Annotated in this window: 10 protein-coding genes; 5 read left to right on the top strand and 5 right to left on the bottom strand. The window is 73.5% G+C overall.

The features are described from left to right. Positions 1-273 precede the first annotated feature (273 nt). A complete protein-coding gene (locus tag EBO36_RS13115) occupies positions 274-1,116 on the bottom strand; it encodes an SMP-30/gluconolactonase/LRE family protein (protein ID WP_122825669.1) in 843 nt (280 codons plus the stop codon). Between the two features lie 89 nt (positions 1,117-1,205). Between EBO36_RS13115 and EBO36_RS13110 the strand changes: the two genes are divergently transcribed. Then, positions 1,206-1,754: an amino-acid N-acetyltransferase gene (locus EBO36_RS13110; RefSeq protein WP_122825017.1), complete on the top strand. Its 549-nt coding sequence runs from the start codon at positions 1,206-1,208 to the stop codon at positions 1,752-1,754. A gap of 40 nt (positions 1,755-1,794) precedes the next feature. Here the strand turns inward: EBO36_RS13110 and EBO36_RS13105 are convergent, their stop codons facing one another. Both EBO36_RS13105 and EBO36_RS13100 read right to left on the bottom strand, forming a co-directional pair. Continuing rightward, complete coding sequence (locus EBO36_RS13105; protein ID WP_122825016.1) at positions 1,795-2,250, bottom strand: hypothetical protein; 456 nt, start codon at positions 2,248-2,250, stop codon at positions 1,795-1,797. Between the two features lie 35 nt (positions 2,251-2,285). Beyond that, a complete protein-coding gene (locus EBO36_RS13100; RefSeq protein ID WP_122825015.1) occupies positions 2,286-3,224 on the bottom strand; it encodes an HhH-GPD family protein in 939 nt (312 codons plus the stop codon). Between the two features lie 124 nt (positions 3,225-3,348). Between EBO36_RS13100 and EBO36_RS13095 the strand changes: the two genes are divergently transcribed. Continuing rightward, complete coding sequence (locus EBO36_RS13095) at positions 3,349-3,978, top strand: hypothetical protein (RefSeq protein WP_122825014.1); 630 nt, start codon at positions 3,349-3,351, stop codon at positions 3,976-3,978. Positions 3,979-3,996: 18 nt separating this feature from the next. Here EBO36_RS13095 and disA read toward each other — a convergent pair whose 3' ends face one another. Further along, complete coding sequence (disA, locus tag EBO36_RS13090) at positions 3,997-5,070, bottom strand: DNA integrity scanning diadenylate cyclase DisA (RefSeq protein WP_122825013.1); 1,074 nt, start codon at positions 5,068-5,070, stop codon at positions 3,997-3,999. 185 nt (positions 5,071-5,255) lie between these two features. Here disA and EBO36_RS13085 point away from each other — a divergent pair, with 185 nt between their 5' ends. Then, a complete protein-coding gene (locus EBO36_RS13085) occupies positions 5,256-6,233 on the top strand; it encodes an acetylxylan esterase (protein WP_122825012.1) in 978 nt (325 codons plus the stop codon). Positions 6,234-6,248: 15 nt separating this feature from the next. Here the strand turns inward: EBO36_RS13085 and radA are convergent, their stop codons facing one another. Further along, entirely contained in the window at positions 6,249-7,625 is a 1,377-nt protein-coding gene (gene radA, locus EBO36_RS13080) for a DNA repair protein RadA (protein WP_122825011.1), read from the bottom strand. 237 nt (positions 7,626-7,862) lie between these two features. Here radA and EBO36_RS13075 point away from each other — a divergent pair, with 237 nt between their 5' ends. Further along, complete coding sequence (locus EBO36_RS13075) at positions 7,863-12,587, top strand: Ig-like domain-containing protein (RefSeq protein ID WP_222928724.1); 4,725 nt, start codon at positions 7,863-7,865, stop codon at positions 12,585-12,587. Positions 12,588-12,721: 134 nt separating this feature from the next. After that, the gene (locus tag EBO36_RS13070) at positions 12,722-15,778 is read left to right on the top strand and encodes a family 43 glycosylhydrolase (protein ID WP_244925291.1); all 3,057 of its coding nucleotides are present in this window, start codon (positions 12,722-12,724) and stop codon (positions 15,776-15,778) included. The last annotated feature ends 113 nt before the right edge of the window (positions 15,779-15,891 follow it).

Genomic DNA, 15,891 nt, shown 5'->3' with positions numbered 1-15,891 from the left:
TTCCGTCGCGGCCATCCCCCGCGCAATTCAATGATGCTACCAGCTGCGCATCCAGCTCAATTTGTGCTGCCCCTTCGTCTCTGCAGTAGGTGACGCCAGGGTGATGCGGCGATCACCCGACCCGGGCGCCTCGGCTTCGCCATCGACCGAACGGGGCGGTGGCGAGGGCCGGGCGGGCACGGGAGCGCAGGTGAGGCTGGCGTTGCCCGTCGACGGTCCGGCTCCGTGCCCCGCACGCCTCTGCAACCTGCCGTACAGGGCCCTGGTACGGCGTCAGCCGCCGTAGGGCAGGACCGGCATCCCGGCGACGTCGACCCGGACGCGGAACACCGCGCCCGCCTCGGGCTCGGCGTCGGCGCCGAGGTTCTCCCGGGAGGTGGTGATGTACAGGTCGCGGAGGTCGTCGCCGCCGAGGGTGCAGGCCGTCACCTGGTGCGCCGGCACCCGCACCTCGGTGACGACGCCGCCGTCGGGGGCGTAGCAGCGCACGGTGCCGGTCCCGTGCAGCGCCGTCCACACGTTGCCCGCGGAGTCCACGGTGAGGCCGTCGGGGCTGCCCTCCGGGACCGTGACGAACCGCCGTCGGGCGGTGAGCCCGCGCTCGGAGGCGTCGAAGACGTCGATGCCCCCGGTGGGGGTGTCGTTGTAGTAGGCGAGCGAGCCGTCGGGGGAGAACGCGATGCCGTTGGAGACGGTCACCGACGGCAGGACGACGTCGACGTCGCCGGCGGGGGAGACGCGGTACAGGGCGGCGCCGCCGGGGGTCTGGTCGTAGGGCATCGACCCGGCGTAGAGGTACCCCCACGGGTCCGCGCCGCCCTCGTTCATCCGCACCCCCGGGTCGGCCCACAGCTCGGGCCGCTGCTCGGGCGCCTCGTCGACCTGACCCGCGAGGGCGATGCCGCGCTCCACCCCGACGACGTACCCGCCGCCCGCGCGCGGGCGCACGAAGGCCGCGACGTTACCGACGTGCAGCCGGTCGACGCCGTGCGACCGGATCGTGAGGAGGTCCCCGGCGAGCATGTCGACGTAGCGCAGCCCGCCCCAGGTGGGCGACCACACGGGGCCCTCGGCGTGGTAGGCGATGGGATCGGTGACCTGCTCGACCTGCGTCATGATCACCAGTCTGGCGCGAACGGGCGGACGCCGCGTCTCGGCGAGTGCTCCCGGGCACCGGCCTTGGGCGCGTGGGATGATCGCCCCCGATGAGCAGCAGTGGGGCGGGACCGAGCAGCGCGGAGCACGCCGGTGTGCGGGTGCGGCAGGCGCTGCCCGCCGACGCTCGGCGCATCCAGGAGATCGTCACCCCCTATGCGGCGGACGGGATCCTCATCACCAAGGACCTCATCACGTACTTCGAGTCGATCCAGGAGTTCGTCGTCGCCGAGGTGCGCGACGGCGACCGCTGGGTGGTCGCCGCGTGCGGCGCCCTGCACGTGCTCTGGGACGACATCGGGGAGGTCCGCACGCTCGCCGTCGACCGCCCGTACCTGCGCCGCGGCGTCGGGCAGCGCGTCCTCACCGCCCTCCTCGAGCGCGCCGGCCGCCTGGGCCTCCAGCGCCTCTTCTGCCTCACCTTCGAGGTCGACTTCTTCCGCCGGAACGGCTTCCACGTCATCGAGGGCACCCCGGTGGGCACGGACGTCTACGCCGAGATGCTCCGGTCCCACGACGACGGCGTCGCGGAGTTCCTCGACCTCGCGCGGGTCAAGCCCAACACCCTGGGCAACACCCGGATGCTCCTCGAGCTCTAGCCCCGCCGCGGGGGGAGGGCGGTCCAGGGCAGCGCCGGCGTCATCGGGCGCCCGCGGACGAGCGCACGCGGCGCGCCAGCAGGGTCAGCACCGCGGTCAGCTGGGCGGTGACCAGGGCCAGGGCGACCGTCGACACCGCGGAGCCCGGGTCGGCGACGACCCACGCCACGGCGGCGAGGACGCAGAGCACGAGCACCGCCCGTGCCGTCAGGCGCAGCCCGCGCCAGGCGCGTTCCAGCGGGGCGGTCGGCTCCGCGCCGGCGAGCACGGCCCGCAGGGCGAGCGCCGCCACCGCGGCGGCGACGATGGCCAGCACCTGGCCGCCACCGAGGAGCGTCACGGCGGGCCAGGCGTCGTCGGCCCCGAGGAGCAGCACGACGGCGACGGCGAAGACGCCGAGCACCAGGCACGCCGCCCCGGCGCCGACGACCGCGTCGCGCAACGTGCGGACGGCGCGGGCGATGCGGACGTCCTCGGGCTCGGTCTCGGTCTCCACGGGCGCCCAGTATGCCGGGCCGAGCGGGTGCCTCCCTAGGGCGCGACCTCCTGCCGCCGTCGGGAGGGCAGCGCGTACTCGGTGCCGTCGGCGTCGGCGCCGGTGCCGTCGACGCCGGCGTGCTCGGCGACGAGTCCGTCGGCGACGAGGGAGGCCAGCGCGCGAGCCGGCTGGTCGACGTCGGTGCCGGGGAGTACCGCGAGGAGGTCGGCGCGCCCCAGCCGGGCGTCGTCGGGCAGCTCGCGCAGCACGGCCATGAGCCGCCCCCGCGCCTGCCGGTCGGAGCCCGTCCAGGCCTGGGGGCGACGGGGTGCGGCGTTGGCCGGGCGCCCGGCCGCGTACCAGCGGCAGGCGCTCGCCACCGGGCAGGCCTCGCACCGCGGTGCGCGGGCGGTGCAGACGAGCGCGCCCAGCTCCATCACCGCGACGTTCCACCGCGCCGAGCCGGCGTCGTCGGCGGGCACGAGCGCGTGCGCCGCGCGCACCTCCTCCCGGGTGGGCGCCGGTCCCGGCAGGGCCAGGCCGGCGAGGATCCGGGCCAGCACGCGGCGGACGTTGGTGTCGAGGACCACGGCGTGGCGGCCGTGGGCGAACGCCCGGACGGCTGCGGCGGTGTAGGCACCGACCCCGGGCAGGGCGAGGAGGTCCGCCTCGTCCACGGGGACCACGCCGCCGTGGCGCTCGACGACGGCGGCCGCGCACGCGCGCAGCCGTAGCGCGCGCCGGGGGTACCCGAGCCGGCCCCAGGCGCGCAGCACGTCGGCGTCCTCGGCGGCCGCCAGGTCGGCGGGCGTGGGCCAGCGCTCCATCCACTCCCGCCACGCCGGCTCCACGCGGGCGACCGGCGTCTGCTGCGCCATGACCTCGCTGACGAGGACGCCCCAGGCGCTCGTGCCGGGCCGGCGCCACGCCAGGTCCCGCGCGTGGTGGCCGAACCACGTGAGCACGGCGTCACGAAGCTCCTCGGTGCGCATCCCCCCAGTGTGCCGGGTGCCATCGCGGCGCCGACGGCGTGGCCGGTCCGGCGCACCCCGCCGGGGGCCGTACCGTTCTCGGGTGGGCAGGCAGGGCGAAGAACCTCGTAGGACCGCGGGTGGCGTGACGCCGGCTCGGGCGGGTGCGACGGCGCGGACGGGTGGGACGCCCCCGGGCCGGCCACCCCGTCCCTCGGCAGCGGTCTACCGGCGGCGTCGCCTCGTCGCCCTCGTCCTCCTCGTTGCCCTCCTCGTCGCGGTCATCTGGGCCGTCACCGCCCTGCTCGGTGGGGGCGAGGAGGAGCCGGCGGCCGTCGAGCCCACGCGGGTGACGGCAGTGAGCACCGCCCAGGGCGAGCCGCGGGAGTGCGCGCCCGCGGACCTCGACGTCGACCTCTCCCTCGACCCGCCGTCGCCGGCGGTGGGGGAGGAGGTCGCCTTCGGCCTCGTCGTCACCAACGACGGGAACGTTCCCTGCCTGATGGACGCAGGCCCCGCGGCGCTGAGCCTCACCGTCCGATCGGGTGCGGACGAGGTGTGGTCCTCCGCCCACTGTGCCGGTGACGCCACGGAGCCGATCCTCCTCGACGCGGGCGCGTCCCGCGAGCACGCCCTCGCCTGGTCCGGCGGGCGATCGGCCGCGGGCTGCCCGGGGAACCAGCCGGCCGCCACGGGCGGCACGTACCGCGTGGTGGCCGACTACGCGGGCAACCGGGTGGGTCCCACCGACGGGCTGACGTTCACGCTGGGGTAGCCCCGGGCCGGGCGTCGGCTAGACGTAGCGCTCGAGGATCGAGGACTCGGCCAGCCGGGACAGGCCTTCCCGCACGCTGCGCGCGCGCTGCGGCCCCACGCCGTCGACCTCCTGGAGGTCCTCGGTGCTTGCGGCCAGCAGCTTCTGCAGCGGGCCGGCGTTCTCGACGAGCGCCGTGACCACCGCGGCCGGCAGCCGCGGGATCTTCGACAGCATCCGGTACCCCCGGGGCGAGAGCGCGTCGTCGAGGGACTCCCCGCCGGTCCCGCCGATGCCGAGGGCCCGGGCGATGGAGCGCATGTCGATGAGCTCGCTCGAGGTCAGCGACTCCAGCCGCAGGAGGGTCGTCTCCACCGACCCGGCGCGCGGGCCCACGTAGTCGCGCACGACCAGCTCGCGGTCCGGTGCGATGCCGCCGATGAGCTCGTCGAGCTGGAGGGAGAGCAGGCGCCCGTCGGTGCCCAGCTCGGTGACGTAGCCGTCGATCTCTTCGGAGATGCGCGAGACCATCTCGAGGCGCTGGACGACGGCGGTGACGTCGCGGACGGTGACGAGGTCCTCGATCTCGAGCGCGGAGAGCGTGCCGGCCACCTCGTCGAGCCGGGCCTTGTAGCGCTCCAGGGTGGCGAGCGCCTGGTGCGCGCGGGAGAGGATGACGTCGGAGTTCTCCACGACGCGGCGCTTGCCGTCGACGAACACCGCGACGATGCGCATCGACTGGCTGACCGTGATGACGGGGTAGCCGGTCTGCTTCGAGGCCCGCTCCGCGGTGCGGTGGCGCATGCCCGACTCGCTCGTCTCGATCGAGGTGTCCGGCATGAGCTGGACGTTGGCGCGCCGGATGCGGCCGCCCGCGAAGTCGACGACGACCGCGCCGTCCATCTTGGCGAGCTCACGCAGCCGGGTGGCGGAGAACTCCACGTCCAGCTCGAAGCCGCCGGAGCAGATGCTTTCGACGGTCTTGTCGTAGCCCAGGACGATGAGGGCGCCGGTGCGCCCGCGGAGGATCCGCTCGAGGCCGTCGCCGAGCTCAGTGCCCGGGGCAACGGCCTGCAGTGTGGAACGGAGGATGCTCTCCTGGTGCTCGGGCACGTCTTCCGTCTCTTTCCGGGCGGCTCTCAGCCGGTGCGGCTGCCCCCGCCGCAATTCTAGGGCCAGCCCCACCCCCGCGTGCGGCGGCCCGCCCGCTCGCGACGTTCGTCGGGTGGCGACCTGCAGGGGGCCCGGGGTGCGATAGTGCGGGCGGCACACCGACGTCCCGAGAAGTGAGAGTCACCATGGCGCAGTTCGACCTGCCGCTCAGCCGCCTCGTGAGCTACCGGCCTCCGCGTGAGGAGCCGGACGACTTCGACGAGTTCTGGCGGGCCACCCTGGCGGAGCAGGACGAGCGCCACCCCCTCGAGGTGAGCTTCGACCCCGTGGACACCGGGCTGGTCCAGGTGCTCACCGAGGACGTGACCTTCACCGGGTTCGGCGGGCAGCCGGTCAAGGGGTGGTTCCACCGGCCCGCTGGCGCACAGCCCGGGCTCGGTGTGGTGGTCCAGTTCGTCGGCTACAACGGCGGGCGCGGCCTGGCGCACGAGACGACCCTCCTGGCGCAGGCCGGCTACGCCGTCCTCGTCATGGACAACCGCGGCCAGGGGGGCGGCAAGCACCTCGTCGGTGACACCGGCGACTCCTTCGTCACGGGCCCGGCCGTCACCGGGTTCATCACCCAGGGCATCGACTCGCCCGAGACGTACTACTACCGCCGCCACTTCACCGACGCCGTCCGGGCGGTACGGGCAGCGCGGCAGCACCGCCTCGTCGACGCCGACCGGGTCCTCACCTGCGGGGCGAGCCAGGGCGGCGCCCTGTCGCTGGCGGCGGCGGCCCTCGGCGGGCCGGTGCGCGGCGCCGTCGTCGACGTGCCGTTCCTCACGCACGTCCGGCACGCGACCGAGATCACCGACGCGGCGCCCTACTCCGAGCTGGTGCGCTACCTCGGCGCGCGCCGGGACCGGGTGGAGGCCGCGTTCCGGACCCTGTCGTACTTCGACGGGGTGAACCTCGCGGCGCGGGTCGGCGCTCGCGGCCTGTTCTCCGTCGGGCTGCTCGACACCATTTGCCCGCCGTCGGCGGTCTACGCCGCGTACAACCACTACGCCGGGCCCAAGGAGATGGTCGTCTACCCGTACAACGGCCACGAGCACGGCCAGGCGTACCAGGACGTCGAGCACCTGCGCTTCGTCCGCGAGGTACTCGGCGCCCCCTAGCGGCGCGCTGCGCGCTCAGCCGCGGGCCGGCACGGTGCCCGCCGCGGCGAGGGCCTCGACGACGTCGGCGACCGGCCAGATCTCCAGGTCACCGACCGGGCGCAGCTCCTTCGCGCCGCCCTGCGGGACGAGGACCCGCCGGAACCCGAGCCGGGCCGCCTCGGCGAGGCGGCGCTGGATCCCGACGGTGCTGCGGACGTCCCCGGTGAGCCCGACCTCGCCGACGGCGACGACGCCCTCGGCGAGGCTGCGCTGCCTCGCCGCGCTGGCCACGGCAAGGGCCACCGCGAGGTCGACGGCCGGCTCCTGGGCGCGGGCGCCGCCCACCGTGGAGACGTAGGTGTCCTGTCCGCCCAGGGTGAGGCCGAGCCGGGACTGCAGCACGGCGAGCGTCATGGCCACCCGGGCGGAGTCGAGCCCGGAGGTCATCCGGCGCGGGTTGCTCAGCGTGCTCGGGGTGACGAGCGCCTGGATCTCCGTCGGCATCGGCCGACGGCCCTCCAGCGTGATCGTCACGCACGTCCCGGGCACCTGCGTGAGGGAGCCGGAGAGGAACAGGCCGGACGGGTCCGCCAGGCCGACGATGCCGGCGTCGGACAGGTCGAAGCAGCCGACCTCGTCGGTGGCGCCGTGGCGGTTCTTCGTCGCGCGGACCATCCGCAGCCGGGAGTGCCGGTCGCCCTCGAACTGGCAGACGACGTCGACGAGGTGCTCGAGGACCCGGGGCCCGGCGATCGACCCGTCCTTGGTGACGTGCCCGACGAGGATGACGGGGGTGGCCGTCCGCTTGGCGACGGCGATGAGGGCGGAGGCGACCTCGCGGACCTGGCTCACGCCGCCGGCCGAGCCGTCGACCGTGGACGCCGAGATCGTCTGGACCGAGTCGACGACGACGAGCGTGGGCCGGGCCTGCTCGATGTGGCCGAGCACGGTGGCGAGGTCCGTCTCCGCGGCGAGGAGGAGGTTGGGCCGCAGCGCCCCGATGCGCTCGGCGCGCAGCCGGACCTGGCTCGCCGACTCCTCACCGGTGACGTAGAGGACGGGCCCGCGGGCGACGTCGGCCGTGCGGGCGGCGACGTCGAGGAGCAGCGTCGACTTGCCCACGCCCGGCTCCCCGGCCATGAGAACGACGGCGCCGGGCACGATCCCGCCGCCGAGGACCCGGTCGAGCTCGCCGACGCCGGTGGGGCGCGCCCGCGCCGTCTCGGCGTCCACCTGGTCGATCGGCTGGGCGGGGGTGGACGGTGCCAGCGCCGCCGGCCCGCGCACGCCCGCGGCGGGCGCGCCGACCTCCTCGACGGTGCCCCAGGCCTGGCACTGGCCGCACCGACCCACCCATTTGGCGGCGGTCGACCCGCACTCGGTGCACTGGTAGCGGGTCGTGGTGCTCATGGGCTCACCGTAGGCGGCGGCACCGACATCGCGTCGCAGGGCACCGGCATCGCGTCGTAGGGCACCGCGTCGGCGTCCCGGGCGCCGCGCCGACGGCCGATGGTGGGCGCACTGACGCTCACCTGACCGAAAAGACCGAAAACGCTTGCTGCCCGCCGGAGGTGCGCAGTAGCGTCGTTTTCACGTGCGGTGCTGCGCGTGGGGCACCGCCGCCCGCCCAATTCAGGAGTGGATCTCATGCGCACCAGGTCGTCCAGATCGGCAATCGCGAGCGGTGCGGCCAGCGCGGTCCTCCTCGCCCTGCTCACCCCGCTCGGCACGTCCGCCGCAGCGGACGTCCTGCCCGGCAACGAGTCGGACATCGGGGTCTACACCGACGGGCAGACCGACAGCATGGACATCGGCGACCCGACGTACACCGGGGTCGCCGAGGCGGCGGCAGCGCTCGACCACGGCGCGCCGTTCACCGCCGGCAACATGCACCAGTCCATCTTCGAGCGCGACCTCGCGGCCGGCGGCACCGACTACTACCTCGACCGGGTCCTGGGAACCACCGGCACGGCGGGCAACAACGTCCTGCAGACCCGGGGCCGCACGCTCTACATGCGCGGGGCCTCGGCCGCCAACTTCACGACGATGGGGTTCGCGGGGACGGCCTTCGCCGGAGGGCCGAACAACCTCGGCAACCTCTACACGGTCACGGTGCCGGGGCAGACGGTGAGCGAGGTGGGCGCCGAGCGCTTCAACGCCCCGAGCCACGCCACGGCGCAGTACACGGTGGGCACCACCGGTGTCACCGCGGACCTGGCGAAGTTCATCACCTACGACAACGTCGCCGTCACGACGATCACCTTCACCAACCCGGGCGCGGCCGACGCCGCGTTCACCGTCCGGGCCGCCTCCCCGACGGCCACGACGCCGACCGACGCGCCGGACGAGCTCGTGGGGCGCCGCACCCTCACGAGCGGCTCGAACAACGGCCTCGCCGACACCGCGTGGTCCGACGTCACCATCGGGCTCAAGGCGAGCGGCTTCGCCCGCAACGGCACGACGCTCGACCGTGACGTCACCGTGCCGGCCGGCGGGTCGGTCAGCCTGTCCGTCGTCGGCGTCCTCTACTCCGACACCTTGCCGGAGTCCGTCGAGAGCTTCCACGACTACGCCGAGCTCGACCCGGCCGAGGCCTTCCGGACGGGCGTGACCGACTTCAACCGGCGCTGGGCGAGCGACGTGCCGTACATCGACGTCCCCGACCCGGGCGTGGAGAAGGCGATCGTCTACCGCTGGTGGGGCGAGCGCTACAACTCCCTCGACGCCAACGAGCCGGGCTACGTCTACCAGTACCCGACGACGATCGAGGGCGTGAACCTGTACCAGAACAGCGTCGTCCTCACCCAGCCGATGCACCTGCAGGACACCAAGTGGCTGCGGACGCCCTACCTGCCGTACGGCCAGATCATGAACGTCGGTGAGCTCTCCGGCTCCTCGGCGTTCCTCGACAGCCCCGGGCACACGAGCTGGAACAACCACTACTCGCAGTACCTCGGCACGGCCGGCCTCGAGGCGTACAACGTGCACGGCGGCGGCGCCGACCTCGCCGAGCGCTTCGGCTACTACTTCGAGTGGGACGGCAAGGGCCAGCTCGAGCACTACGACGGCAACGACGACAACCTCATCGCCTACGACACGAACTACATGCCGGGCAACGACTCGGACGCCATCAGCTTCGGCTTCCCGCGCGTCAACGCCTCGGCGCCCGGCGCCCGGACGATCGAGCGGCCGGAGTCGGCGTACGTGTGGGGCGCGTTCGACGCCGCCAGCCAGCTGTACGCCCTCGCCGGCGCCGACGAGGGCAAGGTCGGCGAGATGGCGGCACAGGCGGAGGAGATCCGTACCGCGATCCTCGGCCGGCTGTGGAGCGAGGAGATGCGGATGTTCCTCGCCGGGACCTCGCACGGCGCCCGCTCCGCGCCCTCCTCGAACGGGACCCCCAACCCGCTCAGCGAGGCCGAGCGCGACCTCATCCCCGCCCGGGAGTCGAACCTCTACGACGTCTACGCCCAGAACCTCATCCCGTTCGACGAGTGGGAGACGTACGTCGACGGGTTCCGCTTCCTGCGCTACGGGGACAACTTCCCGATCTTCCCGTTCTACACGGCGAACCAGTGGGACAAGACCCGCTACGGCATCGGGGGGTCGAACAACTTCTCCAACATCAACTTCACGGTGCAGTACCGCGCGGTGCGCTCGGCCCTGCGGCACTACGACCCGGAGCAGCGCTACATCACGCCCGAGTACGCGGCCCGGCTGCTCGACTGGATGGCCTGGAGCATCTACCCGGGCGGTGACCTGCGGCTGGCCAACCAGGCGGAGTACTACTCCAGCTGGAACCCGGCCACCCGCACGTACAACCGGAACAACCCGAACCACATCATGCTCGGGAACATGAACTACATCTACATCGAGGACATGGGAGGGATCCAGCCCCGCTCCGACGACCTCGTCGAGCTCTGGCCGATCGACCTGGGCTACGAGCACTTCATGGTGAACAACCTGCGCTACCACGGCACCGACGTGACGATCGTGTGGGACCCGGACGGGTCGCACTACGGCCTGGGCTCCGGGTACAGCCTCTTCCTCGACGGTGAGCGCGTGGCCAGCGCCGACGCACTCGGCCGGTTCGTCTTCGACCCGTCGGCGAACGAGGTCGTCGAGGCCGACGACGGCCTCGAGGTGAGCGTCGTCGCCGAGTCCGGCCGGGAGTTCGCCACCGCGGTCGACACCGCCATCGAGGACGAGCGCGTCATCGACTACCTCAAGACCGCCGGCATCGACCTCGAGGAGGACGCGCCCAACCTCGCGGAGGGCGCCGAGGTCTCCGCCCACTACACGCAGCAGGGCGCGCGCCCGACCCCGTGGCGCACCTTCCACACCCCGGGGTGGAGCGCGAGCAGCATGAACTACACACCGGGGGCGATCGCCACCACGGAACGCCCGGTCACCCTGGACGCCGTGGTCGACGGCGTGACGGTCAACGAGCCGTACTGGGGCAACCACGGGACCACCGACGCCAACGGCTGGGTGGAGCTCGACCTCGGCGAGCCGGTGAGGATCGACAACCTCAAGGTGTTCTTCGTCAGCGACCGCCAGGACGGGGGGTACGCCGAGCCGCTCCGCTGGGCGGTGCAGGTGCCCGACGGCGGCGGCTGGACCACCCCGGACCAGTTCAAGAGCCCGAAGATCCCGCAGGCGAAGTTCAACGAGGCGTTGTTCGAGCCGGTCGTCACCGACACGGTCCGCGTCGCGTTCGTCAACGCCCCGGGGCGGTACACCGCGATCTCCGAGATCCAGGTGTTCGACTCCGGCCGGGACGTCCCGCCGATCGTCAACGACCCGCCCGTCGTCACCGTCACCGCGGACCGCGCGGCGGACGGCAACCTATCGACGACGCTCGTCGCCTCCGCGACCGACGACGGCGTGCCGTTCGACGGCGAGCTCACCTACGGGTGGGAGGTGGTGCGCGCCCCCGACGGTGCCGGCGTCATCTTCGCCGACGACTCGGCGCTGCGGACAACGGTGACCGGCACCCTCGCCGGCGAGTACGTGTTCCGGTTCTGGGCGGACGACGGCGAGCGGCGCACCGAGCGCGAGATCACCCTCACCCTCACCGAGAAGGAGGTGTCGGCCGAGTTCGGATCCATCGCCACGGTGACCACGTCCGGGACGTCGGCCTGGGAGAACCACCAGCGGGTCAACGACCCCGACAACCCGGCGAGCTCCGCGCCGGGCGCCGGGCAGGGCTGGGGCAACTGGGGCCAGCCGGCCAACGGCACGTCCCCGGCGACGCAGGCCTGGATCCAGTACGCCTGGGACTCGCCGGTCCTCCTCCGGTCGACCGACATCTACTGGTACGACGACAACGGCGGCACCCGGATGCCACGCGCGGACACGTACGTCATCGAGTCGTCCGTCGACGGCACGACCTGGACGCCCGTGACGCTGACGGACGGTTCGACCTACGCCGGAGCGCTGAGCCGGAACCAGTACAACTCCCTGGAGTTCGAGCCGGTCTCCGCCACGCACCTGCGCATCCGGGTCTTCGGCGTGCAGCCCGGCGGGGCCGGTACCGGCGTCCTGCGCTGGCGGGTCAACGGCGACACGGTGGAGGACTTCGCCTCGCCGGTCATCATCCGCACGCCCACCGGCGTGGTGCCGGAGCTGCCCACCGAGCTCGACGTCGTGTACTCCAGCGGCGTGCGCGGCACCCTGCCGTTCACCTGGCAGGAGATCACCCCCGCGATGGTCGCCGAGACCAACGTCGAACCGTTCGTCGTGTACGGCACGAACGCGGCGTACGGCCTCATCGCGCAGGCGCAGATCTACGTCCGTCCGGAGAACTCGCCCGGTGGCATCTCGATCCAGGGAGCCGAGCAGTTCGAGCTCACGGTTGCGGTGGGGGAGCAGCCGCAGCTCCCGACGCGGGTCGAGGTGTCGTACAACGACGGCTCGCGGGACAACCAGGCGATCGGCGTCGAGTGGGACTTCGACCCCGCCGTCGTCAACCGGCCCGGGACGTACCAGATCCGCGGCGACCTCGTCCTGCCGGACTACGTGAGCCGCGCCGGGACGACGGCGACGACGCTCACGCTCGTCGTCGTGGGCGACGCACCACCGCTGGAGGTCTCGGTGGAGACCAGCGCTCGGTGCGTGGTGGGCCGGACGGTCCTCACCGCCCGGGTGACCAACGGCGAGGGGGTGCCGGTGTCGGCGGAGATCTCCTCGGCGTACGGGACGCGTTCGTCGGCCTCGGTGGGCGCGGGCGCGAGCGTGCTCCACGCCTTCACCACCCGGCTGGCGCAGGTGCCTGCGGGGAAGGTGACGGCGACGGTCTCGGCGACGATCGACGGCGCGACCGTGACCGAGGTGATCGAGGCGCCGTACGCGGCGCACTCGTGCTCGTGACGGGCTGAGCGAGCGAGGGGCGGTGGTCCGGCGGAGCCGCCGGGCCACCGCCCAGCACGGCCCCGGCGCCTACCGCCGGGGGACCTTCGACGATGGGACCGGCGATGGCAGCACGGAGCAGTACCCGAGCCGGCGTGGCCGTTGCGGCCGTCGCGGCGACCGCCCTCATGACGGCTCTGACGGCACTCCCCGCCGCGGCCGAACCCCCCGATCCCACGCGGACCATCGAGTCGGCGGGTAACCCGATCATCGCCGACGGCAGCTACTACTCCGCCGACGCGGCGCCGCTCGTCGTCGGCGACACGCTCTACGTCTACACCGGCCACGACGAGGCCGGCCCGCAGACCGGCACGTTCGTCATGAACGACTACGGCGTCCTCGCGACGGACGACGTCGAGGCGGGCGTCTGGGAGCACTATCCGGACAACCTCCTCCCCGGTGAGGTGTTCGACTGGGCGACGGGCAACGCCGCGTACGCCGGGCACGTCACCACCGGCGCGGACGGGCGGTTCTACTGGTACGCCCCGGTCCAGTGGGAGCGGACGGACGTGCCCAACCGGATGGTCATCGGCGTCGCCGTCTCGGACAGCCCGGTCGGGCCCTGGGAGGACGCCATCGGGGAGCCGCTGCTCACGTGGACCGACGTCTTCGGCGGCAGCGCCAACGGCCAGGAGCTCATCGACCCGCACGTCTTCACCGACGACGACGGCCGGGTGTGGATGTACTGGGGGGCCTGGAGCGTCGCCCGCGTCGTCGAGCTCGAGCCGACGATGACGGAGCTCAAGGGCGAGATCCAGGTCCTCAGCGGCCTCACCTCGTTCTTCGAGGCGCCGTGGGTGTTCAAGCGCGGCGACACCTACTACCTCGCCTACGACTGGAAGCAGGCCGGGAGCGGGTGCACGCCCTCGAACTACCAGGCGTGCGTCGCCTACGCGACGGCGGACAACCCGCTCGGCCCGTGGACCTATCAGGGCATCATCCTCGGCGGCACGTCGGCGACGACGGTCCACCCCTCGATCATCGAGTTCGACGGCGCCTGGTACCTGACGTACCACACCAAGGACGCCGTGGGCGGTGGTCACTTTCGCCGGTCCGTCGCCATCGACGAGGTCCGCTGGGACGGGGACCGCATCCTGCCCGTCACCCCGACGTGGGCGGACGACCCCGCGTTCCGGCTGCGCGCGAACGTCGCGCCGGAGGCCGAGGTCTCCGCGTCCTTCACGGAGTCCCCGCCCATGCGGCTCGGCGCGGTCAACGACGGCTTCCGCGCGACGACGGCGCTGCTGCCGCCCGACCAGTGGGGCAACTACCGCGGGCAGACGAGCACCGTGGCCTCGGACTGGGTGATGTACCAGTGGGACGCCCCCGTGCGCACCGACGGCATGGGCATCCAGTTCCACCGCGACGCCAACTGGATCCGGCCGCCCGCGTCGTGGGCTGTCGAGTACCTCGACGGGCGCGGGGAGTGGCGCCCGGTCGAGGGGGCGGTGTACCCGACCGAGGTCGGCGCCTGGCACGAGGTGAGCTTCGAGCCGGTGACGACGACGGCGCTGCGCGCGACGTTCACGGGCGCGGAGAACGGTCCCTACTACCACTCGGTGTCCGTCTCGGAGTGGGAGGTCTACTCGGTCCAGGCCGACCGGCTCGTGCCGGTGGGCGTCACCACCGCCCCGGGCGTGGCGCCCGAGCTGCCCCCCGCGGTCCGGCTGCCCTTCGGCGCGGCCGGCGAGCTGTGGGTGCCGGTGAGCTGGCGCCCCGTGGACCCGCAGGCGTACGCGGTGCCGGGCGTCTTCACGGTGCAGGGGCGGGCCCTGGGCCAGGAGGCCGGGTACGTCACCGCGGTCGTCACCGTGACCGACCGGCCGTCGGGCGGGGAGGACACACAGGCGCCGACCGTGCTCCTCGCTCCGTCCGGGACGTCGGGCGAGGACGGCTGGTTCTCCTCCGACGTCGTCGTCCGCGTCACCGCCGACGACGAGACCGACTACCTCCTCACCGTCGAGGGGCGCGTCGGCGAGGGCGAGTGGCTCTCCGCCGACGGCGTCCGCCACGTGGAGGTGACGGTGACCGAGGAGGGCGAGACGGTCGTCACCGGGCGCGCCCGGGACGCGGCCGGCAACACCTCGGCCGAGGTCACCCGGACGGTCCGGATCGACACCACCGCCCCGGAGGTGAGCGCGGTGCTCGACGAGGAGGCCCGCACCGTGCTGGTCGGCGCCACCGACGCCCTGTCCGGCGTCGCCGCCCTCGAGTACCGCGTCGACGGTGCCGGCGCGTGGCAGGCCGTCGCGGCCGGCGCCGTGATCACGGCACCGGACGCCCTGCCGCACGAGCTCGCCGTCCGCGCCCGGGATCGGGCCGGCAACACCCGGACGGTCGTCGTCGACATCCCCCTGGGGGACGGCGCGCAGCTCGAGGGCAACCTCGCGCGGTACGCGACGCCCTCGGCCTCCTTCACCTCCTCGTGGGAGTCCGTGGCGGGGCTCAACGACGGCACGATGGACCTCTGGGAGGACAACGCCGCCGAGTACGGGCGGCAGTGGGGGACCTGGAACCGCGCCGGTGAGCAGTGGGCCCGCCTCGACTGGGGCTTCGACGTCACCGTCGACGAGATCGGCGTGTGGTGGTTCCGGGACACGCCGGATGCGAGCAACGCGGGCATGATCCCGCCGCGCACCTGGGTGCTGCACTACCTCGACGGGCAGACGTGGCGTGAGGTCGCGCTCGACGAGGGCAGCGCGTACGGGCGGCGCAGCGACGGGTTCCAGCGGGTCGCGTTCGCGCCCGTCACCACCCGGGCGCTGCGGATCGTCGCGCAGTCCTGGGGCCAGGCCGACGGCGGCGGATCGACCGGCATCCGGGAGTGGCAGGTCGCCGCGGCGGCCGCGCCGGAGCCGGAGCCGCTGGAGGTGTCGGTGGCGACCGCGGCGCGGTGCGTGGCGGGGCGGGTCGTGGTGACGGCCCGGGTGAGCAACGGCGAGGCGGTGCCGGTGGCGGCGGAGCTGGCCTCGCCCTTCGGGTCGCGCTCCTCGGCCGCCGTGGGGGCGGGCACGAGCGTGCTCCACGCCTTCACCACCCGGCAGGCGCAGGTGGCCGCCGGTGCGATCGCCGTGACCGTCACCGCCGTGGTGGACGGGGAGGCGGTGAGCGAGGTGGTCGAGGCGCCGTACGCGGCGCACGCCTGCCGGTGACCGTGCACGGGGAGCCGGCGCCGGAGCCGCCGGGGCGGGGGCGTGCCGGCCACCGGGGCACGAGGTCACCGAAATCGATGTCGGTGGCGCGCGACGGAGGGTGGCCGGCGCGG

Source organism: Georgenia faecalis (genome assembly GCF_003710105.1).
Classification (GTDB): Bacteria; Actinomycetota; Actinomycetes; order Actinomycetales; family Actinomycetaceae; genus Georgenia_A; species Georgenia_A faecalis.
Note: the sequence above shows the minus strand (reverse complement) of the source record. Positions and strands in the feature narration are given on the sequence as shown.

Bases quoted from the DNA above. Each gene is read 5' to 3' on its own strand.
- EBO36_RS13075 (WP_222928724.1), top strand. From the start codon at position 7,863: ATGCGCACCAGGTCGTCCAGATCGGCAATCGCGAGCGGTGCGGCCAGC.
- EBO36_RS13110 (WP_122825017.1), top strand. From the start codon at position 1,206: ATGAGCAGCAGTGGGGCGGGACCGAGCAGCGCGGAGCACGCCGGTGTG.
- EBO36_RS13115 (WP_122825669.1), bottom strand. From the start codon at position 1,116: ATGACGCAGGTCGAGCAGGTCACCGATCCCATCGCCTACCACGCCGAG.
- EBO36_RS13100 (WP_122825015.1), bottom strand. From the start codon at position 3,224: ATGCGCACCGAGGAGCTTCGTGACGCCGTGCTCACGTGGTTCGGCCAC.
- EBO36_RS13085 (WP_122825012.1), top strand. From the start codon at position 5,256: ATGGCGCAGTTCGACCTGCCGCTCAGCCGCCTCGTGAGCTACCGGCCT.
- radA (WP_122825011.1), bottom strand. From the start codon at position 7,625: ATGAGCACCACGACCCGCTACCAGTGCACCGAGTGCGGGTCGACCGCC.